25 protein-coding genes and 1 pseudogene are annotated in these 22,834 nt (G+C 61.0%); 14 read left to right on the forward strand and 12 right to left on the reverse strand.

Features of this window, described 5'->3' with window-relative positions; all coding sequences use genetic code 11:
• Nucleotides 1-85: 85 nt before the first annotated feature.
• The gene (locus ACV1FX_RS03295) at nucleotides 86-1,195 is read right to left on the reverse strand and encodes a polysaccharide biosynthesis/export family protein (protein WP_473116111.1); all 1,110 of its coding nucleotides are present in this window, start codon (nucleotides 1,193-1,195) and stop codon (nucleotides 86-88) included.
• Nucleotides 1,196-1,418: 223 nt separating this feature from the next.
• Nucleotides 1,419-2,867: an undecaprenyl-phosphate glucose phosphotransferase gene (locus ACV1FX_RS03300; protein WP_473116112.1), complete on the reverse strand. Its 1,449-nt coding sequence runs from the start codon at nucleotides 2,865-2,867 to the stop codon at nucleotides 1,419-1,421.
• Between the two features lie 146 nt (nucleotides 2,868-3,013).
• Here ACV1FX_RS03300 and ACV1FX_RS03305 point away from each other — a divergent pair, with 146 nt between their 5' ends.
• The 3 genes from ACV1FX_RS03305 to ACV1FX_RS03315 all read left to right on the forward strand — a co-directional run bounded on the left by ACV1FX_RS03305 (nucleotide 3,014) and on the right by ACV1FX_RS03315 (nucleotide 5,566).
• A complete protein-coding gene (locus ACV1FX_RS03305) occupies nucleotides 3,014-3,724 on the forward strand; it encodes a hypothetical protein (RefSeq protein ID WP_473116113.1) in 711 nt (236 codons plus the stop codon).
• A gap of 56 nt (nucleotides 3,725-3,780) precedes the next feature.
• Nucleotides 3,781-4,110 carry a hypothetical protein gene (locus ACV1FX_RS03310; protein ID WP_473116114.1) on the forward strand — a complete coding sequence of 110 codons (330 nt, stop codon included), beginning with the start codon at nucleotides 3,781-3,783 and terminating at the stop codon, nucleotides 4,108-4,110.
• Nucleotides 4,111-4,267: 157 nt separating this feature from the next.
• Nucleotides 4,268-5,566 carry a hypothetical protein gene (locus ACV1FX_RS03315; RefSeq protein ID WP_473116115.1) on the forward strand — a complete coding sequence of 433 codons (1,299 nt, stop codon included), beginning with the start codon at nucleotides 4,268-4,270 and terminating at the stop codon, nucleotides 5,564-5,566.
• An 11-nt stretch (nucleotides 5,567-5,577) separates the two neighbouring features.
• On the opposite strand, the gene ACV1FX_RS03320 is transcribed toward ACV1FX_RS03315, so the two are convergent.
• Nucleotides 5,578-6,186: a transglutaminase-like cysteine peptidase gene (locus ACV1FX_RS03320; RefSeq protein WP_473116116.1), complete on the reverse strand. Its 609-nt coding sequence runs from the start codon at nucleotides 6,184-6,186 to the stop codon at nucleotides 5,578-5,580.
• A 177-nt stretch (nucleotides 6,187-6,363) separates the two neighbouring features.
• On the opposite strand from ACV1FX_RS03320, the gene ACV1FX_RS03325 reads away from it, so the two are divergent.
• The 4 genes from ACV1FX_RS03325 (at nucleotide 6,364) to ACV1FX_RS03340 (ending at nucleotide 8,707) form a co-directional block, all read left to right on the forward strand.
• On the forward strand, nucleotides 6,364-7,104 hold the full coding sequence (locus tag ACV1FX_RS03325; RefSeq protein WP_473116117.1) for a metallophosphoesterase family protein: 741 nt from the start codon (nucleotides 6,364-6,366) through the stop codon (nucleotides 7,102-7,104).
• A gap of 40 nt (nucleotides 7,105-7,144) precedes the next feature.
• On the forward strand, nucleotides 7,145-7,807 hold the full coding sequence (locus tag ACV1FX_RS03330) for a hypothetical protein (RefSeq protein ID WP_473116118.1): 663 nt from the start codon (nucleotides 7,145-7,147) through the stop codon (nucleotides 7,805-7,807).
• An 87-nt stretch (nucleotides 7,808-7,894) separates the two neighbouring features.
• Complete coding sequence (locus tag ACV1FX_RS03335; RefSeq protein ID WP_473116119.1) at nucleotides 7,895-8,221, forward strand: hypothetical protein; 327 nt, start codon at nucleotides 7,895-7,897, stop codon at nucleotides 8,219-8,221.
• A 297-nt stretch (nucleotides 8,222-8,518) separates the two neighbouring features.
• On the forward strand, nucleotides 8,519-8,707 hold the full coding sequence (locus ACV1FX_RS03340) for a hypothetical protein (protein ID WP_473116120.1): 189 nt from the start codon (nucleotides 8,519-8,521) through the stop codon (nucleotides 8,705-8,707).
• A 128-nt stretch (nucleotides 8,708-8,835) separates the two neighbouring features.
• On the opposite strand, the gene ACV1FX_RS03345 is transcribed toward ACV1FX_RS03340, so the two are convergent.
• The 4 genes from ACV1FX_RS03345 to ACV1FX_RS03360 all read right to left on the reverse strand — a co-directional run bounded on the left by ACV1FX_RS03345 (nucleotide 8,836) and on the right by ACV1FX_RS03360 (nucleotide 11,027).
• Nucleotides 8,836-9,255 carry a hypothetical protein gene (locus ACV1FX_RS03345; protein WP_473116121.1) on the reverse strand — a complete coding sequence of 140 codons (420 nt, stop codon included), beginning with the start codon at nucleotides 9,253-9,255 and terminating at the stop codon, nucleotides 8,836-8,838.
• A 51-nt stretch (nucleotides 9,256-9,306) separates the two neighbouring features.
• Nucleotides 9,307-9,528 (reverse strand): hypothetical protein, encoded by a 222-nt coding sequence (locus ACV1FX_RS03350; protein ID WP_473116122.1) that lies wholly within the window; start codon nucleotides 9,526-9,528, stop codon nucleotides 9,307-9,309.
• A 699-nt stretch (nucleotides 9,529-10,227) separates the two neighbouring features.
• A complete protein-coding gene (locus ACV1FX_RS03355) occupies nucleotides 10,228-10,365 on the reverse strand; it encodes a hypothetical protein (protein WP_473116123.1) in 138 nt (45 codons plus the stop codon).
• Nucleotides 10,366-10,616: 251 nt separating this feature from the next.
• Complete coding sequence (locus tag ACV1FX_RS03360) at nucleotides 10,617-11,027, reverse strand: hypothetical protein (RefSeq protein WP_473116124.1); 411 nt, start codon at nucleotides 11,025-11,027, stop codon at nucleotides 10,617-10,619.
• Between the two features lie 228 nt (nucleotides 11,028-11,255).
• Here ACV1FX_RS03360 and galE point away from each other — a divergent pair, with 228 nt between their 5' ends.
• The 6 genes and pseudogenes from galE (at nucleotide 11,256) to ACV1FX_RS03390 (ending at nucleotide 16,350) form a co-directional block, all read left to right on the forward strand.
• Complete coding sequence (gene galE, locus ACV1FX_RS03365) at nucleotides 11,256-12,251, forward strand: UDP-glucose 4-epimerase GalE (protein ID WP_473116125.1); 996 nt, start codon at nucleotides 11,256-11,258, stop codon at nucleotides 12,249-12,251.
• Nucleotides 12,252-12,371: 120 nt separating this feature from the next.
• Nucleotides 12,372-12,461, forward strand: a pseudogene (locus ACV1FX_RS03370) (glucose-1-phosphate thymidylyltransferase); the annotation flags it as partial.
• Between the two features lie 175 nt (nucleotides 12,462-12,636).
• Complete coding sequence (gene rfbB, locus ACV1FX_RS03375; protein ID WP_473116126.1) at nucleotides 12,637-13,701, forward strand: dTDP-glucose 4,6-dehydratase; 1,065 nt, start codon at nucleotides 12,637-12,639, stop codon at nucleotides 13,699-13,701.
• Nucleotides 13,702-13,919: 218 nt separating this feature from the next.
• Nucleotides 13,920-14,093, forward strand: coding sequence for a hypothetical protein (locus tag ACV1FX_RS03380; RefSeq protein ID WP_473116127.1), 174 nt, complete (start codon nucleotides 13,920-13,922; stop codon nucleotides 14,091-14,093).
• Between the two features lie 164 nt (nucleotides 14,094-14,257).
• Nucleotides 14,258-15,847, forward strand: a complete 1,590-nt coding sequence (locus ACV1FX_RS03385; RefSeq protein ID WP_473116128.1) for an EAL domain-containing protein — start codon at nucleotides 14,258-14,260, stop codon at nucleotides 15,845-15,847.
• Nucleotides 15,848-15,984: 137 nt separating this feature from the next.
• On the forward strand, nucleotides 15,985-16,350 hold the full coding sequence (locus ACV1FX_RS03390; RefSeq protein ID WP_473116129.1) for a VanZ family protein: 366 nt from the start codon (nucleotides 15,985-15,987) through the stop codon (nucleotides 16,348-16,350).
• A 423-nt stretch (nucleotides 16,351-16,773) separates the two neighbouring features.
• On the opposite strand, the gene ACV1FX_RS03395 is transcribed toward ACV1FX_RS03390, so the two are convergent.
• Nucleotides 16,774-17,199, reverse strand: a complete 426-nt coding sequence (locus ACV1FX_RS03395) for a CHRD domain-containing protein (protein ID WP_473116130.1) — start codon at nucleotides 17,197-17,199, stop codon at nucleotides 16,774-16,776.
• Between the two features lie 169 nt (nucleotides 17,200-17,368).
• Nucleotides 17,369-17,734 carry a hypothetical protein gene (locus tag ACV1FX_RS03400; RefSeq protein ID WP_473116131.1) on the reverse strand — a complete coding sequence of 122 codons (366 nt, stop codon included), beginning with the start codon at nucleotides 17,732-17,734 and terminating at the stop codon, nucleotides 17,369-17,371.
• Between the two features lie 89 nt (nucleotides 17,735-17,823).
• On the opposite strand from ACV1FX_RS03400, the gene ACV1FX_RS03405 reads away from it, so the two are divergent.
• Nucleotides 17,824-17,985, forward strand: coding sequence for a hypothetical protein (locus ACV1FX_RS03405; protein WP_473116132.1), 162 nt, complete (start codon nucleotides 17,824-17,826; stop codon nucleotides 17,983-17,985).
• Nucleotides 17,986-18,042: 57 nt separating this feature from the next.
• On the opposite strand, the gene ACV1FX_RS03410 is transcribed toward ACV1FX_RS03405, so the two are convergent.
• The 3 genes from ACV1FX_RS03410 to ACV1FX_RS03420 are packed head-to-tail and all read right to left on the reverse strand — an operon-like array spanning nucleotide 18,043 to nucleotide 22,834.
• Entirely contained in the window at nucleotides 18,043-19,566 is a 1,524-nt protein-coding gene (locus ACV1FX_RS03410; protein ID WP_473116133.1) for a sugar ABC transporter ATP-binding protein, read from the reverse strand.
• On the reverse strand, nucleotides 19,563-20,684 hold the full coding sequence (locus ACV1FX_RS03415) for an SMP-30/gluconolactonase/LRE family protein (protein WP_473116134.1): 1,122 nt from the start codon (nucleotides 20,682-20,684) through the stop codon (nucleotides 19,563-19,565). The genes ACV1FX_RS03410 and ACV1FX_RS03415 overlap by 4 nt, the downstream gene beginning before the upstream one ends.
• Nucleotides 20,685-20,686: 2 nt before the next feature.
• On the reverse strand, nucleotides 20,687-22,834 hold the full coding sequence (locus ACV1FX_RS03420; RefSeq protein ID WP_473116135.1) for an ABC transporter permease: 2,148 nt from the start codon (nucleotides 22,832-22,834) through the stop codon (nucleotides 20,687-20,689).

The following is a 22,834-nucleotide window of genomic DNA, read 5'->3' on the forward strand; positions in this document are numbered from 1 at the left end:
GGTTCTGTGGATCAGCTGGCGGCGCGAAAGGGTGATCCTGCATCCGGCCAAATCGCCACGTACACGGTACGTGGCGAGGAGTTTACTATTGCCGCAGGTTGATCTTGAGGATCTGCGCGTTGTTCGCGGTCACGATCGTATCGTTGGCGGTTGCGATCACGACACGAACGAACTGCAGGAATTTGGCAGTATCGACCGTGGCTGCATTGGCCGCGAACAAGACATCCTTGTCCCGCATGTCAAACTTGGTCGCGAGGAAGTAGGCGGCCGGATCTCTGAAATCCGCGTTGTAGACGATCGGCACCGTGGGCCCCACATACTTAGAGCAATCGACGCCCAGCCGCTCTGCGAGCTCCCGCGGCTCGCGTCGGTACACATAGACACCGCTAGGCTCAGCTTGGGCATCGAGCAGGCCGCCCGCCTTGGCCATAGCCTGCGCCATATTGATTTTCCACATATCGAATGGGAACTGACCCTGCGCGCCTGACGCACCAAAGGCCAGGAAGATCTGCGGTTCACGATAGACGTAGATCGTATCCCCCGGATGCACCCACACGTTATTGGCCGGCTGGTAGACGAGAGCACCGAACGGAACGGTCGCCCGCTTTCCTTTTCGCTCAAGTGTCACCCATGTCTCCCAGCCTTGGCCCTTCGGACCGCCGGCGCGGGAGATCACGTCCAGGATCCGCTCACCGGCCGCATTGGCGGTCAAACGGGTGGGTGAATTGACCTCGCCAAGGACGCTGATGAGCGAGGTATTCTGGGTGATCAGCGAAACCACGACCTGCGGTTCGATAGCGCGATTGCCGATCGCCTTGACGATGTCCTGCTGAATTTCGCTCGGCGTGCGCCCGTCAGCCTTGATCGCACCCGCGTAAGGGACCGTGATGAAGCCCGCCGAATCCACGTTTTGATTGGGCAACGAAACAAAGTTACCCGGTCGGACACCGGCCTCGGCCGGGATGAACAAACCGCCTGCGGCCGCCTCGAAGATCGAAACTGCGACCACGTCACCAATACCGAACTTGATTGATGGCGGCGGTCGATTATCCGGGAACGAGCCGGCGATGGCACCGGGACCGTATTCCCTTACGATATCGACGACTTGGGGCGTGAGCTTTACCAGCCCGTATTCCGGGCCATTCACCGTGTGCTCGCTCTTGATGACGTGATCCTCAGGACCCGACATCGGCATAATTGAGCATCCAGCCGAGCTTAGCGCCACAGCCAAGAGCACGCTTACGAACAGGAAACCCCGTCTCACCACCACCCACGTCCCCATTAAATTCCTCGTCAACCTCGGCGAATTCCCAAAATGAGTCAATGAACGGAGCGTAGAAAACGCCGCCGGAACCGTGATAACCTAGCGGTTGTTGCAATGCGGCTACAGGGCTGGTCGTGTGTTGTGCAAAGGCCGGTTAATAGGCGTTATTGCGCCGCACAAGTTCGAGGCAGGTGAGCAGGAGTATTTTCAGGTCGAGCCCAAGGCTCCAATTGTTGATGTACCAGAGATCGCGATCCACCCGCCCCTTCATCTGTTCGACGCGTGCGGTCTCGCCCCGGTATCCCTTGACTTGGGCCCAGCCTGTAATGCCGGGCTTGACGTGATGCCGGAATGCATAGTCCGATAACAGTTGGCCGAAGTGGCTGTCATGCGCGAGCGCATGTGGCCGCGGGCCAACCAAGGACATTTCTCCCCGCAACACGTTCACCAGCTGCGGCACCTCGTCAATACTCGTGCGACGAAGAATCCGTCCGACTTTGGTGACCCGCGGGTCGAAGCGCTGAGCCTGCACGACGGTCGCACCGTCTTCCATGACGGTCATTGTTCTGAACTTAAAGATCGAAAATTGCTTCACATTAAAGCCATTGCGTCGCTGCCGGAACAGCACGGGCCCTGGTGAATCGAGCTTGATCGCGAGTGCGCTCATCAACATCAGCGGCGCCAGCAAGAACAGACCGAGCGAGGCTCCGACAAGATCGAGTATCCGCTTCGACGCTTGCTCCGTACGCGTCAACGGCCCGCGCTGAATCTCCACCGACAGCGAGTTCTGCAGGCGATACGACGGATTCCCCGCCACCGAACGAATGCGACGGTCCGGCAACAATTGCACCGGAAGCGGCGAAATCCTCAGGCCGTCGCGCACGAGCTCGACCTTGCGGGTATCGCTCCACGGCAGCGCGAGCACGATCTCGTCGACACCCCAGTCACGAGCAACCGTAAGGGCTCGCTCAAGCGAGGACGATTCATCGGCCGTCATGGCGAAGCCGCCATTGCTCTGGCTTGAAAAAGTAACGCGTTCCACCTCGCTCAGGCCATACTGCTCCAATAGCTCCTCTGCCCCGAGCGAAGCCAACTCCTCGCGCGTGCCCAACAAGATCGCGCGCCGACCCTGGACTTGCCCTTCAGCGACCGCCGCAGACACCAGTCGCTTCGCCAAGCGACGGCACATCACAAGCAGCACAAGCGCCAGGCCGCCAAAACAGATCACCGAACCGCGGGAGAACGAGGCACCGCTCTTCATGAGGAACGCAAGCAGCGCCAGCAACAAACCGACCAAGGACCATTGCGCGAAGATGCGTCCGACATCCCTTCTCTTTTTCGCCAGCGCCTCGCGCAGGTCGTAGAATCCGGTCGAGTGCCCGAGGAGAACGTAGAGCAAGGCCGCCACTGGACCGGCGCCGAGGACCGGCTCGACGTGATTGAGATCGCCGTAGGCAACGATCTGGTACAGCCCTCCGCCGAACACACTGGCAAGCATGATCACCACCGCGTCGACAGACGCCAGCACGTGCTGGAGGGCAAAATATGGAATCCTAATGCGAGGCCCGGACCGCTTTGCGACGATCCGCAGGTCCGACTCCAACTGACCTCCTGCCGCATGTTCAGCGGGGACGGCCGGAATTGGATTTTGAGGGATCAAAATCACCTCCACAATGCGTCGACGGTAAATCGAAGCCTAACTCAGAGAACCATCAAAAATGCTGCATTGCAATAAATATGTGTACTGCAATGAATAAATTTATTATGATCGTATTCACTACTGCCAAACCATTGAGCAATTCGTCAAGGCTTGTCTGGCATTCCATTTGGGCCCAACTGCGACCCATGAAAAGCTTGAGTCTCTTTCCACTGCTCATGCTGTCACTGGCAGGCACTGTCCAGTCCGAGCCGGCAAATCCCCCGCTCGCAAATCCCCCGCTCCAAGGGTGCACCTCGGGCGCGAGCGCGGCTCAGCAACGACAATGCGACCGACAGACCTCCGAGCAGCTCACCAGCGCCAGCCGTATTACCGCGCTCGAGGGGGGATGGCAGCTGGTTCGCACCAAAAACCCATCCGGAGGACCCGACGCTGTCTCGGTCATGCATGTGGCAGATTCCTCGAAGTCAGACTTGAGCCTTGCCGGTCTGAACCTTCAATGTGGCCAAAAAGGCATCGAAGTCATTCTGGTGACTCTGGAACGCAGGTCGCGTGGTGACCGTCCCAAGGTGGTGCTGAGTACGAATAGCAGTCGAAGCGAATTTGAAGTAACCGCCGTTCAGGCCGGCGAAGCCTTGTTGCTGCCACAATCTGCATCGGAACTCGCGGCCCATGATTGGCAGAATTCGCCCCAACTTTCCGTTGAGATCGAAGCCAAACCCGGCGCGATACGCGGCGTAATACCCATTCTGGGGCTTGCCGCAGCGATGAAAGCGCTAACCACGAACTGTGCCGTTCGTTAACCCTTCAAGGCAGCACAGGGCGCGCTTGACGGTTCCTTAGGAATTTGGGTGAAAGGGTGGACGCCGGAGACACATTTATGATCCCGGCGGCCATATTCTTGTTTCTTGTTGGTGCGGTCCTGGCTTGGGCCTTTCGCGTCTGGATTCTGGTGCCGTTCTGCCTGCTCTCAGCGATTGTTACCGTCGCGATCGAGCTCAGTTTCGGCGCGAGCATCGCGGCCGCCCTCGGCTATGGCCTTTTGGTCGGGTTCGCACCGCAGTTTGGTTACGCGTTTGGTCTTGTGGCGCAGGGCACGCTGCTTGCGCGATTTGCGCGGCCTGGATCTCCGCGCAAGGCTTCCGTAGCGCTCCTCTACAAGAGGGCATCCCTCGATCAACGGCGATAGCTCGCCTGACTGGCGCCCTTGGCAATCTAATATCCTGACTCAACGGAGTGGGCGCCTTCCAGCGGTCCAATAGCGTTTGGCGTCGCGCAATTCACATGCGATACTTGCCCCCAGATCACGCTTCTGGTCGGCAACCCCGCGCATCAAATAGTCCCCCGTGTCCATCGCCTCTTACTTGCTGGTCGCACTGTTGGCCACGGCTCCGGCAGCCGTCATTGCCAATGACGGTTACGTGCAGTTTGCGATTCTCCCCCTGATCGTTCTCACATTGGCATTTGCTGCCATGCTTGCGTCCTCGCCCGAGGTCGCTTTGGCCAGGCAGACCCTGAAACGGTTCGCCTTGGCGATTCTTATTCCGATCATCTGGATGATCGTGCAGATCATCCCCTCACCCGCCTCGTCGCTAGCAAACCCCATCTGGTCCAGCGCGGCAATCGCGTTGAATGCGCCCTCGCTGTCCGGGCACATCAGCGTCAATCCCGGTGCCACGTTGCACAGCCTGGTTTGGTATCTGGCCGTCCTGACGGTGATCGTGTCCACCGTGCTTGTGACCAAAGACCGGCGCCGGGCCGAGCTAATCCTGCTGGTCTTGACGGCGGCCGCGACGCTCGTTGCACTCGCCTTTTTGGTGGAACGAGCCACCCCGGTCGCAGGCATCGGCCCGTATGATGGTTCAAGCAGCAGCATGATCGCGTTGACCGCGTTGCTCGCGACTTTGGCCAACGGAGCCATCATCGTCATGGCGGTCGAACGACATCTCAATCATTCCGAAGCGATCTTCCCTGTTCCCGCTCCGCGTCTGTTGCAGATACTGCTTGGCGTTTGTGGCATTGCGGTTTCGGTTGCAGCGATTGTAGCACTTGGCCGGAGGCAGCTTCTCGGCCTGGCCGGGCTCGGACTTGCGCAGATGCTATTTGTCACAGCGGTGCGCCGTCTGGGACTTCGTCCCTGGCCGGCGACGATTCTCGCGGTCATCCTGATCGCCGCAACCGGAGCGGGGCTCGCCCGGCCTGCCGCCTCGACGGACCTGTTGAGGCTCTCCGAATCCCCAACGGATGAATCGTTCGCAATTGCCGAGCGCGCCTTGTCGGGCTCCCCATGGGCCGGAAACGGCGTCGGCAGCTTTGCGGAGATTTCGCGCGTCTACCGGGATTTCGGGAGCAGCGGATCCGTCATGCCGCCGTCAACCGCCGTTGCGATTGCGATTGAATGGGGACGGCCAGCACTACTAGCGCTCACCGCACTTGCCCTTCAGCTTTTCTTCTTCAATTTGCGAGGCGCCGTCGGCCGGGGACGCGATTCCTTCTTCGCTTCCCTGGCTGCTGCCGGCGTGCTTTGCACCCTATGTGCAAGCTTCGTCGACCCCGGTCTTCTGACGAGCGCCGTCCAGATCATTCTCGCCGTCATGGTCGGCCTCGGCATCTCGCAATGCGCGGGACGAACCAGCAGCGTCTAGACCAATCAAGATTAGACCCGGCTGGTCGCAATGGTTGCCCAAAGTTTGGAATTCGGCATCTGCATCCGAACCCAGCGATAAGGAACGCGCGACCACGGCTTGATGACCTGCGTCATGTTGTCGAGCACCACATCTCCGCTCCTGGTGCGAACCAGCAGGATGAGGTGATGTTCACCTGAATTGACAACCACCTCGCTCAATAGCAGGGCCCGCGCCGGCCATCCACGCGCCAGCAATTCGTGTCGCTTGCTCACTGCATAGTCGTTGCAATCGCCACTGCCCGGGTTGATCAGCCACTGCTCGCCAGCGAGGCCAAGGTCATTGCGCTCCGGGCTGATCTCCCGGTTCACCATCAGATTGACTTCCTTTAGTTCAGCCGATCGTTCCTCGGTCAACCGAACTGGTCCGCCCCGAAACAGCGGCCGCGCACGGCACTCGCCCCGGTAGCGGAGGCAGAACTGCGTATAAGCCATCGGCGGCAACGTCGGCGTCTCAAGCTTGATATGCTGAATTGCCGATTGCAGCCCCATTGGCATTCCCAACAGGCCAGCATGCGCCGGCTGAAACCAACTGACGACCGCAGCGATTACCCCCGCGGCCATGATCGAGACGTTACGCATCGGTTGCTCCCCACGACTTTATCGGCTAGGAGGCTACCGGTAACAGCTTGAAATTCTGTGCTATTTCGACGCATCAAATAGAATCAAAAGTCGTACGGGCGTTTGTCGTTCCGTTTACCATGAGCCATCAATGATTCAGGCCTACGATTCGAAAGTGCCATGGAAGCCCTTCGGTAAATGCTAAGATCGTCGCGATCAAAATCCAAGCTACGCAAGCCGAAGCTGCCGGACGGACTTCGCATCTATGCGATCAGCGACGTCCATGGATGCGCCGATCTTCTTCAACAGATGTTTACCGTGATCGACCGTGACCTCACGACGATCGGCTCGCGGCGGGCGATTCATGTCTTTCTCGGCGACTATATTGACCGCGGTCCGGACTCCAATCGGACCATCGAGCTCCTGATCGAACGTGGCCTCAAGCACGAGTCTGTGTTCTTGAGGGGCAATCACGAGGCGTTTTTGCTCGATGTCCTGGAGGACCCCGCCCGGCTGAACGAGTGGCGGCAATTTGGCGGGCTCCAGACGCTGACATCTTATGGACTGAGACCCTCGCTCAATCCCGACCCGGCCGAGCAGGCGGAACTGATTCAACAACTGGTACAGGCCATTCCGCCGCATCAAATGAAGTTCTTTCAAGGACTTCGGCCACGCTTCGTGTGCGGCGACTTCTTTTTCGTTCACGCTGGTGTGCGACCGGGTGTGCCGCTGGCAAAGCAGGAAGAACAGGACCTGCTTTGGATTCGCGAGGAGTTTCTTCTGAGTGATGAGAATTTCGGCAAATATATCGTCCATGGGCACACGCCTGTCCAACAGCCAGATATCCGCTCCAACCGAGCCAACATCGACACCGGCGCCTATGCGACGGGCAATTTGACGCTGTTGACCATTCAGCACGATCACCTGCTGGCGCTTTGACACGAGCGGAGTGGTCAGACTTGCTCGCCAGAGAAATTAAATGAAATCGTCGAACGCCATTCGTGCCTTTCTGATTGGCCTCGCCCTGTTCATCGGCGCCTACGGACTCGCATTGCCCCTCGCCGGGATGATTGCCTCCGGACGCCCCAAATTTCCCCGCGACCCGCAACAAGCGTTGACGCCCTCTCCGGCGGCGCCGATTTGGGTAAGCCTCCTCGCCCCCTTTGATTCCGGCGTCCTGAGCAGTCAGGCGCTCAACCTGGCTTTTCAGGCGATCCGGCATGGCCAATCGGCAATCGGCCCGGGCGGTGAAAACGATCTCGCCCGATCACAGCTCACGAACGCCCTTTCAAGGGTCCCTTACGACGCAGAACTGTGGCTTGCCCTGGCGTTGCTCGAGGCGCAACGAGATCCGAGTGGCCCGGTAACGGTCGAAGCACTCCGAATGGCCTATTTCACAGCTCCAAACGAGGCCGCGCTGATGCCGATGCGGCTGGACACGGCGACGCGGTTCGACGCGCTCGCAGACCCCGATCTAAGGGAATTGGTGCAAGGGGACGTGCGTCTGATGCTGACCCGTCAACCCGACCAGAAGGCCGCAATCGTATCGGCCTATCGCCGCGCGTCCAACCGAGGCAAAAAGTTCTTGGAAGAGGCGATTCAGGCTATCGCCCCCACATTCTTGGCGGCGTTAAATCGCTAGCCGGCAATTCACCCGGCTCAGCACGCTAGGACGTATTGCTCGTCCCGATTGGACCGTCTAAGATTGAAACACTTTGGGGAGCACACCATGCGATCATCTCTCACCTTTCTTGCGCTAGCGTCGAGCCTGACCGCGGCGTCCGCGGCACCATCATTTGCCGCCGACTACGCGGTGCCTCCGATCACACGGCATGCCGCTACCGTTCCTTACATTGATCGCGGTCCCAATCCCTATTGCGGCCCGCGCTGTGGTTGTCCGATCGTAGCGCGCGTCCGACACCATTCGCTCGAGCAGGCTTACTCATACGGGTTTGACCCGCGCACGAGAGACGAGCCGCACTACTACTACGGTCCGGTCCGCACCTATGTGCGCTACGCCAACCCGGCCTATCCGGAGCAAGTCCTGACGTATTAGGAGAATCCAGGAATCGTTAGGAGAATCCAGGAATCGGCACAGGCCTTCGATGCCGCAGACCCTCGTGGGCTCGGTTGAGCCAGCCTTTGCTGCGATGACCTGTCCTCAACAGGACAGAGACCAAAAGGCCGTAGTCCCAATTCAATCTCTTTCCCGCGCATTCGCCGTGGGTATGGCATCACTTTCGCCGGCCACATCCTATTGGGTCATTTTGCGCGTGCGCGACTGAGCGCGAGCGGAACTTCGTGCACCGCATGGGTTTAGTCTGTTGCACGAAATCTGCCGAAGGCGGCGCCAATGGCCCGCAACAAGAGTACGCGTTGGACCGAAGACCAAAAAGCGGAATTGCTCAAGCTCGATGCTGCGGGAGATCCGCCGCGGTTGATCGCTGCTAAATTGCAGCGCTCTGAACGGTCGGTGTCCCTACGCTTGGCGCAGCTCAAAAAATCTCAACAAACGGGACGCCGTCATCGGTTCATCTCCTGAGGTCAGGTGAAGATCGCCCGATACCCGCTGGACGAGCGCGCGATAGTAAGCTTCGACCGAACGCAAGGAAGGCATCCACACAACTGACGCATCATAGGCGTGTACCGCCGCAGCTCGCCTACCGATGCCTAGTTGCTGCTGATCGACTGCCTGTACTCGGGAAACCGGCTCAACATCGCCGCCTTCAAGAACTTGAAATGCGCAATCGACGAAGAGAGCTCTCTTAGCCTGCGTTGGCCGTTTTGGATCTCCCTGTCGAATAAATCTTGATGATGAGTGTCCAGGGCCTCACGCTCCAGATATTCATCATCGCCGTTTCCAAAGGTCACCGCGGCGCGCGCCAGCACATCCTCAACGCGTCGGTTCAGACCCTCCTGCTCGCGTTCGGCCGCCTGCACGGCGTTCTCGATGGCATCCATGATGGCTTCGATACGCGTCCGGTCGGTCTCGGCGTCCCGCTCCGGTGAACGCGCGCGGAACACCTGCTCGCCGGTGAGGCGATCTCTCAGGAAATTGTGGGTACGAGCCCGCAAGAACAGCTGGAACATGCGCGCGTTTTCCGGTTTGAAGCGCCAGACCAGAAGATGGGTCCGGCATGGTTAAAAAAGGCTAAAGCTTTCGCCCCGATCCGCTCGTCTTTGCGCCATCCAGGCTTTCCAGGCACCTTCGTGCTTGGCATAGAGTTCCAGCCAGCGCTCGTCGCCGTCAGCCATCCACTGGCCATTTCCATCATACGAGACCTGCCTGCCCTCCCGATGCTGAGCCGCCTGCCCGTCCAGCCGCTCGAATTCAAACGTCTCCTCATGCGTCAAGCCGATCAAGACGCGGCGCCCCACCTCATCAACGAAATATCGGCGTGGGGCATTGTCTCTCACTCTAATCATCGCGCGTCCCCTCCTTTGCGATCCAGGGACCGGTCAACGCATCAAGACGTCGACCATAGACCCTAAGGAAAAGGGGAGCCCCCACTAGCGGCACGGTTAGCGCAATCAGCCAGATCATCAAATAAGACCCCAATCAAATGCAACACGAATGGCAATGAAATACCTGCAAAATTCGTGCGCAACCTAGCCATCGAGCGCCGACCGAACAACGGTGGATACGGCTTAACCTAACCAGACATGGTTACTCCCGATGTTCATCGCACTCACGCCTCCTTTGGCTTAGGTTGTAATCATTCAAAATGCACGTCGAGTGCTGGCCAAGGGCGTAGCCGGCCGAGGGCGGGAAGGTCCATAGGGAGCGTAAAGCCGCTGGCGCTCATGGCGTTTGTGAGACCGCCACGCGCGCGTTGCGTAGCCGAGGCCAAAACCAGCGAAGAAGATCGAGAGCAGAATCAGGACGGGCGCCATCGCAGTCTTTCCATTTGCGGAACGTTTCGATCTCCCCGGATGCCCTGTTCATTCGCGTCATTCTCATCGTCCACATGTGACGACATCATGATGGACAGCGCTGAAATTCTTGCCATGCCCGAGAATTTTTGGGCAGCATTCTGCTCGCGAAGTGAACTTCGATTCTCATCAACCGAGGAACCAGAAGAACAATTTCACCAGCAACAGTGTGATGAAATAGATCCAGCCTGCCATCGCAACCAGCGTCACGCTGAAAAATGCGCCTTCGAATGCCCGCTCTCTGATCTTTGCAAGCGGCAATGTCATTAGAGCTCTCTGCAGCATGTCGATCTTCGCGTTGTTGTTTGCGCAAGAAATAGCAGAACGAATTCGACGATCTCGTGACGCAAGTTGTCTCGCATGGCGAATGCAACGTGATTTTCGGAGATGACAGCAATCCGCGGCGCGAACACAATTAAATTTGATGTTCAATCTGACTTGTCACGGGAACCAATTCGATGCGCACGATTGCCGCGATCTCACTGCAGACAAGTCGATAAGAGAGGTTGTGTGCGTGTCTAGCGCGGCGCAATCGGGACGAATTCAGGCGTCTCGCCGTCCCCACCAGACCTGCCGCGAAAGACGAAGAGCCCTCTATGTGTTGACACGACATCCCCCGGCCGAAGCGTATCGTCGTTCAGCACGCGCTGTGTCGCGATTTTTTCAGGCGGATCAGGCGGGATCGCCGCCCGCGACGGCGCCTGCAGCTTCCAGTCCAATCGCGCCCGATCTGTCCGCTTGCGCGCCTCAAAGATGCGGCGCTTCCAATCCTCACGAGACATCAGGCTGTCAGGCGACGGAGCACTCTGGGCGTCGGCCGTATCCGCCGACGTGGATGCGCCAGGCGTTGATGCTTCCGCCGATGCGGGCTTATCGCCCGCGAAACACTCTCCACCGACGGCGAACGTCGCCAGAACCAGCACGATCATGCCACGATGAGTTCGTCCTTGCGTCATCGGTCGCAGTCCATGCCCCGGTACATGCAATCAATCTAGCCGGTTATCCATTCGACGTCATTAGACTGGAACGATGCTCATGCGCCATCAAATCCGCGAAGATTAGGGCCAATGGACAGGACCGATTTGACCACCCCGGTCCGCGCACTCTATCAATAGCCTGATTCAAATAGTTCTTCCCCTGCCAGCCGCGGAGACGAAATGACCAACCGACCGACTGTCCTCGTCACAGGAGGCGCCGGCTACATCGGCTCGCACGCCTGCCGCGCGCTCGTTGCTGCCGGTTATCAGCCCGTCGTCTACGACAACCTCTCCACCGGCCATCGCCGTTTCGTGTCGGGACCGCTTGTGACTGGCGATCTGCTCGACGAGGCGACGCTCACGCGCGTCTTCACCCAACACGAAGTTTGCGCGGTGATGCATTTTGCGGCGGCAAGTCTGGTCGGCGAGTCCGTCGCCGATCCGCAGAAGTACTACATCAACAACGTTCAGGGCACCCTGTCGCTGCTCAGGGCCATGCGCAATGCCGGCTGCCATCGTATCGTTTTCTCTTCTACCGGAGCAGTCTACGGCAATGCCGATAGCAAGGCGCTGCCGGAGAATTTCGCCTGCGCACCGATCAATCCGTACGGCGCCTCGAAATGGATGATCGAGCGCATGCTCGCCGACTATCGTTTGGCCTATGGCTTCGGCGCGTTCTGCCTGCGCTACTTCAATGCCAGCGGAGCTGATCCTGCGGGCGGCATTGGCGAGCTGCGCGACAACGAGACACATCTCATCCCGCGCGCCATGATGGCGCTCCAGGGACATGTCGGCGACTTCGCCGTCTTTGGCGACGACTACGACACGCCCGACGGCACCGCGATTCGCGACTATATCCACGTCACTGATCTTGCGGCCGCGCATGTCGCTGCACTGAAGCTGCTGCTCGAAGGACATGTCGGCGGCAGCTTCAATCTCGGCACTGGCGCAGGCTTCTCGGTGCGCGAGATCCTGTCCGCGATCAGGCAGGAGACCGGACGGGAGGTCCCCCACATCGTCAAGCCACGGCGGCCAGGCGATCCGACTTATCTTGTCGCCGATCCCTCTGCGGCTCGCGAAGTTCTGGGCTTCGAGCCACGCCATTCCGACCTGCCCACGATCATTCGAACGGCCTGGGCTTGGCACCAGACCGCACATCCACGACAGCGAGCCTGAACGCAGTGATGACGAACCGGGGTCGGTGCTGCAGAGACGCGAACCCTGATTCAAGAACCAGCTTGCGCGCGTCCAGCCATCCAGTATCAAAGGCGAAGCAGTTCGGCGTTTCGAGGGCTTGTGAAGGGCATCATCCTCGCAGGTGGAACCGGCTCGCGGCTGGTAGCGGCCCTCGTGTCGAATCAGCTCTTGCCCGTCTTCGACAAGCCGCCTGGCCCAGCATCGCCTGCCCAGAAGAAATCTCGCGTTGCGGAATAGCTATGCCTCTCTTGATGCTTTCGAGAAGCTGGCGCAGAAGAATGCTAGGAGCAGCTATGGCGAATATTTGCTGTCAGCTTACCGCTCATTCAGGCGCTAGGCGGGCAGCTCCGGAGCAGGGGACTGCATGCGCTTTAATGGTCTCACCATCTTCGTGACTGGCGGGGCGGGTTTCATCGGTTCGGCCGTGATCCGTCACCTGTTGGGAGAGACCGCCGCGCACGTCGTCAACATTGACAAGCTGACCTACGCCGCCAACCTCGATTCGCTTCCGGGAGCCGCGGGTCATCCGCGTTACGCATTCGAAGAACAGTGCATCTGCGAAGGCGACGGCCTGCGTGAGTTGTTTGACAAGTATCAACCCGACGCCGTGATGAATCTGGCCGCGGAAAGCCATGTCGACCGCTCGATCGAAAGGCCCGCCGAATTCATCCAGACCAACGTGGTGGGCACCTGCACGCTACTTCAAGAAACGCTGCGCTATTGGCGCACCCTCACGGCGCAGAATCGCTCGCAATTTCGTTTCCTGCATGTCTCGACCGACGAGGTGTTCGGCTCGCTCGGCCCTGAGGGCCTGTTCACCGAGACGACGGCTTACGCGCCGCACTCGCCCTACTCCGCGAGCAAGGCGTCGTCGGATCATCTCGTGAGGGCTTGGCGGGAAACCTACGAGCTTCCCACGCTGGTGACGAACTGCTCGAACAATTACGGTCCCTATCAATTTCCGGAGAAGCTGATTCCGCACATGATCATCGGTGGTCTCGCAGGCGAGCCCCTGCCGGTCTATGGCGACGGCCTGAATGTCCGCGACTGGCTTTTTGTTGAGGATCACGCCAAGGCGCTGACGCTGGCGCTGGCACGTGGCAAGGCCGGTGATACCTACAATATCGGCGGCCGTAGCGAACGAACGAACCTGGAGGTGGTCGAGCTCATCTGCGACATCCTCGATGAAATTGCGCCAGGATATGACGGCGCGCGGCGCAGTTTGATCAGTTTCGTCACCGATCGTCCCGGCCACGATCGACGCTATGCGATGGACGCGAGCAAGATCGAGCGCGAGCTCGGCTGGTACCCTGAAGAGAGCTTCGAGAGTGGGCTTGCCAGGACGGTTCGCTGGTTCTGCGATCACCGCAAATGGTGGCAGGACATTATCGACCGTGGATATCAGCGCACACGGATCGGCCTCTGCTAGCAAAATTCCCGTGTTTGTACGGTGCCACGCGCACTGAATTCGTCGCGGTAAGGTTGAGCAGTTAGCTTAATTCGCGGTCTTTGTTGCGTGTTTTCGTCAATAGCTTATCCCTCTTGGCACCGGGCTTCCCCAAGGCTCGGCCCCACCCAAGCAAAGCCGTCGAGCGAACATGGGTCGCTTGGCGGCTTTGTCGTTGTGTTAAGAGGATCGTTTTCGTCATGGCGCGCAAGCCCTGGTCGTTCAAGGAAGACCGCCGGTTAATGGAGCTAGCCAAGTCTTCGATTACGCTGGAAGAGGCCGCGAAGCAGCTCGGAAGATCGCCCGACGCCGTCAAGCGCATGGCGCTGCGACTTGGTCTGTCGCTCAAGGCCAAGGCCGCCAAGAAGAGCTGAGGCCGATCGCCGATCCGGCCGGTTGCGGATTTTCCGGCACAGCCGCTCGGTTCAGGCGCTCTCAAAGCGCTTGGCTGTTGGCCGGCTCCGGATGGCTTAAACCTTATCTTAGCGCCTCGGACGGTAGGATTCGGGTCATCCTCTCTTAACCCCTCGCGGACCGGATGAAACCAGCGCGGCCGCCCGCCTCCCTCGTTGTGCTCGTGCTCGCGGGCACGTTGTTCTTTGGTCTGGCGGGCCACCTTGTCGCGACGAGCTTCATCCGCCACCAACAGGCGCGCCAACTCGACGAATTGACCGAGGTGGTGCTGCGCCGTTCCGAGTTCGCGATCGACTTTGCCGCTGCGAGCCTCGCCGAGCTCGCGGGCCGCGGACTTGCCGATTGCAGCCCCGCTTCGCTCCAGGCGATCCGCCTCCACGTCTACCAGCGTTCAGCGGTCAAGGACGTCCGCCTCGTCAATGCCGATGGCTCGGTGATCTGCTCGGCCTATTCGGAGACGCTGGAATTCGACAAGGGTTGGGTCGATCGTGCGGACATGCTGGGATCGCGCGATGCGGGACTGCTGCTGTTCCGCGTCGAGCAATTCGGCGGTGACGCGCTCGGCGTGCTCCGGGACGTCGATCGCAGGAAGGGATTGGTCGCGATCCTCGGTGTCAATTCGAGCCTGTTCGACATCATGCCGGCCGAGCTGCGCGCGCATAGCGAGGTGCTGCTCGCGCTGAGCAATGGCGAGAAGTTGGGGAAGTTCACGCTCGACGCCGACAAGGCGCTGGGCCAGGCCACCGATTTCGACAAGAGCTCGGCGCGCTATCCGCTTCGAACTACCATTCGCGTCGAGCGCGCGGTGCTGTCGACGTGGAATTCGGAAGTCTATTGGCCGGCGATGACGCTCGCTCTCGCGCTCGGCGCTCTCTTCGGCACCCTGCTGTCCAGGGCCCGGCGCACGGAGGGTCCGGTCGCGGATCTCGACCGGGCGCTCCTGCGCGGCGAGTTCAAGCCGTACTTCCAGCCCATCTTCGAGCTGCGCACGGGCCGGATCATCGGCTGCGAGATCCTCGCGCGCTGGCTGCGCGAGGATGGCTCGGTGGTGCCGCCGATGAATTTCATCCCGCTTGCCGAATCCAGCGGGCGCATCCAGGCCATGACCTGGCAGATCCTGGGCAGCGCGCTTGCCGACTTGCAGCCGCACCTGAAGGAAGACAAGGAGTTCAAGCTGTCGCTGAACGTCGTGCCAAAGCACCTCTTGAGTTCCGGCTTTGTCGACGCGTTGCGTAGCGCAGTGCTGACCGCAAAGGTCTCGGCGCGGCAGATCGTGGTCGAGGTGACCGAACGCGACGAGCTCGACGATCTCGCGCGCGCGGCGTCCGTGGTGCGAGAGCTGCGCGACTACGGCTTCCGCGTCGCCATCGACGACGTCGGCGTCGGCCACAGCGGCCTGTCGCGGCTGAAGGGATTGGGCGCCAACACCATCAAGATCGACAAGTTCTTCGTCGACACCATCACGGTGGATGCGTCGACCACGACGATCGTCGAGATGCTGGTCGAGCTCGCGCGCGACCTGCAGATGACGGTCGTCGCCGAAGGCATCGAGACCGACGAGCAGGTCCGCGCGCTGATCTCCTGCGGCGTCGAGGAAGGCCAGGGTTACCTCGTCGCCGCGCCCTTGCCGTTCGTCAGGTTCATGGCGCTTCTGGACGCACGGCGCCGCGAAACCAAGTCGGACACAAGCATTGAGGCGCCTCTCGTCGCCTAGACCCGCACGGCTGCACAAGCGACGATCAACCATGTCTGCGAAAGCGCAGCCATCTTCCCGCCTTCCGGGGGCCACGACATCTTAACGATACCGGCAGCTTTTCCGGAGCTGTGTCTCACGTTGCTCTATGGTAGGGGATGACCCGGAACAAGCTCATTGTCGCAACGGGCATTTGCCTCGCCTTGATCGTCTATGCCACCCTCGCCGCGCTGACGGGGCGACCGGTGCTGGTCGGCCACGCCGAAGCCTATTGGGTCGTCGTGATCGAACGCTTCAGCGCCTATGGTCTCCTGGGCTTCCTGCTGGCGTTCCTGTTGCCCGGGCGTTTCGCCCAGGCTTGTCTGCTCGTGGTCGGCGTCGCCATTTCGCTCGAACTCCTGCAAGCGCTGCGGCCCGACCGGGATGCGGCGTTCTTCGACGTCATCCAGAAGGCGGCCGGCGGCATCGTCGGGGTCAGCATTGCGCAGACCGTTTTAGCGTTCTTGCCCCGCCCCCGCTCCTGATCCGGCACTCCGCGCCTGGCCAGGGCGCACCAGACATGTCGGTGACAGGCTTGCCGGATGACCCCTTGCCCGCTTATTGTCCCGCGGACTTTGAGGAGAGACGTCGCCCATGATGAGAATTGTAATTGCGCTTTTGGGCGCTTCGCTGATTGCCGGTGGAAGCGCATGGGCTCAAACCACTTCTTCGAACGGAATTCGCAGCGGATATGGCGCTCCGGCGGGGTTGCCCACATCGACGGCGCCTGCCACGTCATCTTCGACCACCTCGACAGCCACGCGCAATGTGGGAACCGGCCAGGGCCGAACCGAGGGCGCCATGGGTCTCACCCCGCAGCTCCAGAGAGAGCTCGGGATTGGTCGCCAGCAATAGCAGGAACCGTAACGGCCCTGCGTCTGGAGCCTTTCTTCGCCGAGTGCGAGCGGTTACTTCGCCATCTGCCCGCGAAGCTCGCCGCCCGGATTCGCCGCGGTGTGGATGTTCGCGTACCACCTTCCTGCCAGGAGATCCGCGGCCTGCGCATCGGAGAGCGTGGCCGTGCCCTGAATCGGGCTCTGCGCCGACTTGAAGGGCAGCGCGATGCCGGCATTCTTGCCGGGCTCGCTCGGGCCATGGAAATGCGCGCCAACCGCGGGCCCGGTCAGACCTGAATAGGTGACCGCATACGTCAGGACTTTACTGTCGGTATCGAAGCTCGCCTCGGCTTTGCCGGAGCCGGGACTGTTATTCGGCGGCACCTCGTTGCTGCCCTTGAGCTCGGCCGTAAGCTTGATCACCTCGGCCCTTGCCGTCGAGCCCAACACTATCGCCACCAGGAATATTGCGCCCGCCAGACACACGGCCTTCTTCATGACATCCTCCCAACCTCCAGGTCGTATTGCGCGTCGACCGGTTCAGGTTGAACACCCGCGGCAAACGGAAATTCCGGCAGCAGAATTCATGCCCGATTAGGCATCATGCCCGCTTAACGCGGCGTCGACCATATCGTCCTTTTGGAATGGGTTTCGACCGGAGGATATCTCAAGCCACGCCGCGCTTGCCACCCTCTTCGGGCGTCAGAAGCTCGGCCATCTGACGATGGGTGTTCCGCAAGGCCTCGATCGCACCATCGAGATCGAAATCCGACTCGCGAATGCTGGCGAAGAATCTGGCAGTTAGCGCCAGATTAAGCTTCACGCGCGTCGCACCGTCGCTGCTCTTGCGACGGGGAAGCGACAAATGTCGCACCATGAGCCTGGCTTCCGCCGCGCTGCAATCGCAGAGCGTCGCGAGTTCGTCGTACGTCATCCAGACCTGGGGCATGTTCCTGACCGCCGGTTGCGAGACCCGCAACGTAGGGCGCATTCGTAAAAGCGAGGTTGCCGGCGCGTCGACGCGATCGCCCACCGCGTACACGTAAGGCCACCGGATGACCCGAAAGAGTTATGTGATCTACTCCCCAATGGAACTGCCGCGCGGATGACCGGCACGGTAAAATGCCTGTTAACCTCGTGAAGCAGGCGGCCATCGTGGACTTCTTTCGTGGCCTTATGATCGCCATGCCCATCAGCCTCGTATTGTGGCTGCTGATCGTCGTCTTGGCCTATCTCGCGTTCCTATCGTTGGCACCGGCCGGTGACGTGCCGGCTGCAGCGTGACGCATTCGAGATGCGACGACAACCGACGGCCTTGAGACAGCGCTGTCGTCACGCACCTCAGTGCACGGCTGCATAGAGGATCTTGTCCTGCGTCGCCTCCGCCGCGTCGAACTCGGCCACGATGCGCCCGGTGCGGGCAACCAGGATGCGATCGGAGACCGCAAGCACCTCCGGCAAGTAGGAGGAGATCACGACCACCGCCTTGCCCTCGTCCGCGAGCCGTCTGATCTCGGCATGGATATGCGGAATGGTGCCGACATCGACGCCGCGCGTCGGCTCATCGAAGATGATGATCGAAGGATCCTGCACCAGCGTCTTGGCCAGCACCACCTTCTGCTGGTTGCCGCCCGACAGCTCGATGATCTTTGCCTTGCGCTGGAGCGCACTGATCTTGAGACGCTCGACCCAGTAGTTGGCAAGCTTGCCACGCCTTGCGCGCGACAAGAGGAAGCTGAAACCCTTCCTGGTGCCGAGCTTGCCGAGATAGACGTTGTCGTCGACCACCATGGTCTCGAAGAAGCCGTTGGCCTTGCGATCCTCGGTGATGTAGGCGATGCCGTCGTTGACCGCCTGTCGCGGCACCCGGTAGCGGATGGGCTTTCCGCGCAGGCGAATGGTGCCGCCATTGATCAGGTTTCGCTTGAGCGCGCCGTAAATTACTTTTGCGATTTCGGTGCGGCCCGAGCCGATCAGGCCGGCGATACCGACCACTTCGCCGGCATAAACGGAGAAGGACATGTTCTTGACCGCCATGCCCATGGTGACGTTCTCGACCGTCAGCACTTTTTCGCGGCGCTGGTGGGTTTTCTCCTTGCGGCCATAGACGGCCTGCGCCACCTCGCGGCCGACCATGTGCTGCACCAGGCTGTCGCGCGTGAGCTGTTTTGCCGGCGCGGTGATCACCAGCCTGCCGTCGCGAAGCACGGTGATGCGGTCCGCGATCTGGAGCGATTCCTCCAGCGCGTGCGAGATGTAGATGATCGACACGCCGCGCGCGCGCAGGTCGCGCACCAGGTGGAAGAAATGCACGATCTCTTCGGGCGTGAGGGATGCGGTCGGCTCGTCGAAGATGATGATGCGGGCCTTGTTGTAGATCGCGCGCGCGATCTCGACCATCTGCTTCTTGGCGGTACCGAGCATCGCCACCGGGGTCGCCGGATCGACGTGGAAGTTGAGCGATTGCAGGAGCTGCTGGGCCTGGATGTTCAGCGTGCGGAAGCGCGTCAGGAGCTTCTCGTTGCCAAGCTCGATGTTCTGCGCCGCCGTCATGGTCGGCACCAGGCTCGTCTCCTGATAGACCATGCAGATGCCGGCGTTCAGAGCATCGCGCGGCTGCTCGAAATTGGCGGGCTTGCCGTCGAGCCGGAACTCGCCGGAGGTGAGCCCGATCGCACCCGCAATCGCCTTGCACAGCGTCGATTTGCCGGCGCCGTTCTCGCCGACCAGCGCGTGCACCTCGCCGGGATAGAGGTTGAAGTTGACGCCTTCGATGGCGTGCACGCCGCCATAGATCTTGCTGCCGCCGATGATCTCGAGGACGGGCTCGGCCGCTCCATTGACGAGGTTTGCACCGTCGCTCATCTGAGCTCTCCCGAATGGAGCAGAAGACAGCCGGTGCCGCGCGCGGCGATCACCACGCCCTGCCGTGTCCTGCACGCGGCCGTGATGCCGTGGAAACGGCCGCCGGCGCGGCTGTGCAGGCTGTCGGTCGCCTCGCCCTCGGCCTCGAGATGCACGAGCAATCCGTAGGAGCGCGGCGGCGCCCACGGTTTCTGAATGCCGAGCGCCTTGACACCGCCGATCTGCATCGGCTCCAGACAGTCGGCGCCGCCGGCGAGCGCCGGCGCGATCCAGTAGTTCTCCGGCATCGTGCGCATCATCTCCTCGCGGAAATCGTCTTCCTTCAGCACGAACTCGATGAGATGCGTGCGCCGCGCGAACAGGCCGAGGAAGAAACCGCGATTGCCGTCAGGATGCAGCCTTGCAGGATAGCCCGGCAGATTGCCGGCGATCACCTCGCCCTGCCCCAGGCCATTGGCGGTCAGCGGGAAGCGGCTGAGACGATGGGCCCAGCTTTCGGTCAGCCACAGGCTGCCACCATCCGCCGAGACCGTGACGCCATAGGGATACGGCAGATCGCGCAACAGCACGGACGCATTCGCAAGGTCCGGTGCACAGGCGACCAGCCGGCCATTGCTCCGCTTCTCCATCAGATCGCGCCGCCACTGCTCCGGCGTGCGGCCGGTCGACCCCTCGACCGCGAAGATGCGCCCGTCCGGAGCCACTGCGACCGACAGCAGACCTTGGAGACCAATGCCGTCAACACTCTCCAGCCAGCGCGGGTTGGGATTGGCCGGATCAATCGCAGCGAGGCCACGTCCGGCAACACAAACCAGCAGTCGTCCGTCCGGGTGAAGCGCGAGCCCACCCGCCTCGCCCTCGAACTCGGCAACCGGCGTCCGTGTCGATAGATCGTCGCCCGAGAGCTTCAGGACCCGTTTGCCAACAGACACGTAGATCGCGCCGTCCGCGGCCGCGACGACGTCGTCGACGCCGGGCAAGGGCTCGCCGATCACCGTGCAGCCATCGAGCCGGTCGTTTGGGCTGAGCGCGCCGTCGAGCGGCGGGATCGCGTTCTGGCCGCCATCGCGATCGATGACGCTGCGGATGTCGCGCAAGAGGTGATCGAACAATCCCATCGCTACCTCGACACCCTGCTCTTGTCGCCCCAATAGGCGTCATAACCGGTCCAGCTCTCGTCGACTCCGTCGAGCTTGATGCGGCCGATGCGGTTGTTCTCGAGGCCGCCGAGATAGAGATAGCCTTTGTGCTCGCGCATCGAGGTCAACGTCGAATGCGAGATACCGGTCGGATCCCACCAGGATTCCAGCGCCTCACCCTGCTCGTTGAACTTCAGCACGCAGCCATGATTCAGCGCCGGCGCAAGCCATTCGTCGGCAGGCACCTGTTTGACCATGCGCAGCCGGAAGCCGGGCTTGCGTACGGAGAGATCGAAGGTCGGCGTTCGAATACCGACCAGCGCCAGCCAGTAGGTGCCATCGGAGGCGCGATTGATGTTGTCGGGATTGCCCGGCAACTCGTCGATCAGGACTTCGGTCTTGCCCTTCTTCGGCCCTTCGATCCAGTAGCGGAAGACCTTGCACAGCGAGGTGCTCGCGATCAGCACCGACTTGCCGTCATGGGAGACGCAAACGCCGTTCGGGAAATAGAAATGGTTGATGATCGTGCGCGTCGTCTTGGTCGCGGGATCGTAGCAGACCACGCGGCCGTTGGGCCGCGCCTCGAGGATGTCGAGCGTGTTTGTCGTCATCTCGTAGCGCGTAGTGCAGTCGCTGAAATAGATCTTCCCGTCGGGCGCGATGTCGAGGTCGTCGGCCATGCGCAGGCGGGAGTCGTCGTTGAGCTTGTACCAGGTGCGGTTGGTCTCGTCGGTGACCTTGAACACACGCTGGTCCGGCGCGATGCCATAGACACCCATGCCGGCCACCGCGACGATCAGATTCTCTTCGCGGTCGAACTGCATGCCGAGCGGCCGGCCGCCGATATGGGCGAACACCTCGCGCGTCTCGAAATTCGGCCCGGAGAAGCGGATCACGTTGCCGTCGCGGGTCGAGCCGTAAACGCGGCCCTGGCGGTCGACGATGACGTCTTCCGGCCCCTCGACCTGGTCGAGCCCGATCGCCTGCGCGCGGATCAGCCGGTCGTTCTGGGCATAGGGTGAGGCCGTCCCCGCTTGCACCGAGGGCGCCGGCGCCAGCGCCACATAGGCGGGGTTCACGTAAATCTTCTGAATCGCCTTGCCGCGGTTCTTCGACCATTTGACGTCGATGCCGACGGCGGCGAGCAGGATCATGCCCGTCACCGCCGAGGTGACGTAGCCGGGGATGCCCATCCGCACGAGGCCGTTGATGAGAAGGAAGATGATCAACGCTCCGATCATCGCCCGCCATACCGTGCCCTTGCCGCCGGCGAGCGAGATGCCGCCGAGCACGACCGCAGTCAGCGCCTGGAATTCCCAGCCAACGCCCGTCGTGGAATCCGTGCTCGCCTGCCGCGCAGCGTAGAAGATGCCGCTCGCCGCGCACAGCGTGCCCGACAGCACGTAGGTCAGGAACAACATCAACCGGACACGAATGCCGGCATGCCGCGCCGCCTTGCGGCTCGCGCCGATCGCGGTCAGATGCCAGCCATAGCGCGAGCGCGACAGAAAGATGTGGCAGACGAGCAGCACGACGAACAGCGTCGCCGCATTGACGGGAATGCCGAGCACGCTGCCTGTACCAATGAAATCCCAGGCGTCGCTGTCTACTGAATTGGTCGCGAACACCTGGGCGTAGCCGGTGTTGAGCAAATTGACCGAGGCCCGCAGGATGATCAGCGTTACCAGCGTGGTCAGGAACGGTCGGGTCTTCAGGAAGCCGATCAGGAAGCCGTTGATGCTGCCGAGCGCGGCGCCGACCAGAAGCGTCGCCACGACGACGAGGCCGACCGGCCACTCCATCACCAGCAGGAAGAACAGCGCGGCGAAATTGCACAGCGCAAAGATCGCGCCGACCGACAGATCGATGCCGCCGCTGATCAGGCAGAATCCCATCGCGAGCGCCACGAAGCCGAACTCCGCAAATAGCCGGAGCAGCGACAACGTGTTCTGCACCGAGGCATAGTCGGGAATCGTGAACGCAAAGTAGAGCCACAGGCCGATCATCACCGTGAACGGCACGACCGGCTCGAACCATTGCTTCAACAAGAGCTCGGACAGCAACAGGCGGGGCGAGAACCGCCGCGCCGACATTGTAAGGGACTCGGCAAAGGCTTCGATCGTCGACAT

It is taken from the genome of Bradyrhizobium ingae, from assembly GCF_055791185.1.

Coding starts and splice junctions, on each gene's coding strand:
- ACV1FX_RS03325 (WP_473116117.1), top strand. CDS start 6,364: ATGCTAAGATCGTCGCGATCAAAATCCAAGCTACGCAAGCCGAAGCTG.
- ACV1FX_RS03345 (WP_473116121.1), bottom strand. CDS start 9,255: ATGTTCCAGCTGTTCTTGCGGGCTCGTACCCACAATTTCCTGAGAGAT.
- ACV1FX_RS03420 (WP_473116135.1), bottom strand. CDS start 22,834: ATGTCGACGATCGAAGCCTTTGCCGAGTCCCTTACAATGTCGGCGCGG.
- ACV1FX_RS03335 (WP_473116119.1), top strand. CDS start 7,895: ATGCGATCATCTCTCACCTTTCTTGCGCTAGCGTCGAGCCTGACCGCG.
- ACV1FX_RS03295 (WP_473116111.1), bottom strand. CDS start 1,195: ATGCCGATGTCGGGTCCTGAGGATCACGTCATCAAGAGCGAGCACACG.
- ACV1FX_RS03380 (WP_473116127.1), top strand. CDS start 13,920: ATGGCGCGCAAGCCCTGGTCGTTCAAGGAAGACCGCCGGTTAATGGAG.
- ACV1FX_RS03305 (WP_473116113.1), top strand. CDS start 3,014: ATGAATAAATTTATTATGATCGTATTCACTACTGCCAAACCATTGAGC.
- ACV1FX_RS03405 (WP_473116132.1), top strand. CDS start 17,824: ATGCCTGTTAACCTCGTGAAGCAGGCGGCCATCGTGGACTTCTTTCGT.
- ACV1FX_RS03355 (WP_473116123.1), bottom strand. CDS start 10,365: ATGACATTGCCGCTTGCAAAGATCAGAGAGCGGGCATTCGAAGGCGCA.
- ACV1FX_RS03330 (WP_473116118.1), top strand. CDS start 7,145: ATGAAATCGTCGAACGCCATTCGTGCCTTTCTGATTGGCCTCGCCCTG.
- ACV1FX_RS03390 (WP_473116129.1), top strand. CDS start 15,985: ATGACCCGGAACAAGCTCATTGTCGCAACGGGCATTTGCCTCGCCTTG.
- ACV1FX_RS03320 (WP_473116116.1), bottom strand. CDS start 6,186: ATGCGTAACGTCTCGATCATGGCCGCGGGGGTAATCGCTGCGGTCGTC.
- ACV1FX_RS03410 (WP_473116133.1), bottom strand. CDS start 19,566: ATGAGCGACGGTGCAAACCTCGTCAATGGAGCGGCCGAGCCCGTCCTC.
- rfbB (WP_473116126.1), top strand. CDS start 12,637: ATGCGCTTTAATGGTCTCACCATCTTCGTGACTGGCGGGGCGGGTTTC.
- ACV1FX_RS03395 (WP_473116130.1), bottom strand. CDS start 17,199: ATGAAGAAGGCCGTGTGTCTGGCGGGCGCAATATTCCTGGTGGCGATA.
- ACV1FX_RS03340 (WP_473116120.1), top strand. CDS start 8,519: ATGGCCCGCAACAAGAGTACGCGTTGGACCGAAGACCAAAAAGCGGAA.
- galE (WP_473116125.1), top strand. CDS start 11,256: ATGACCAACCGACCGACTGTCCTCGTCACAGGAGGCGCCGGCTACATC.
- ACV1FX_RS03385 (WP_473116128.1), top strand. CDS start 14,258: ATGAAACCAGCGCGGCCGCCCGCCTCCCTCGTTGTGCTCGTGCTCGCG.
- ACV1FX_RS03360 (WP_473116124.1), bottom strand. CDS start 11,027: ATGATCGTGCTGGTTCTGGCGACGTTCGCCGTCGGTGGAGAGTGTTTC.
- ACV1FX_RS03415 (WP_473116134.1), bottom strand. CDS start 20,684: ATGGGATTGTTCGATCACCTCTTGCGCGACATCCGCAGCGTCATCGAT.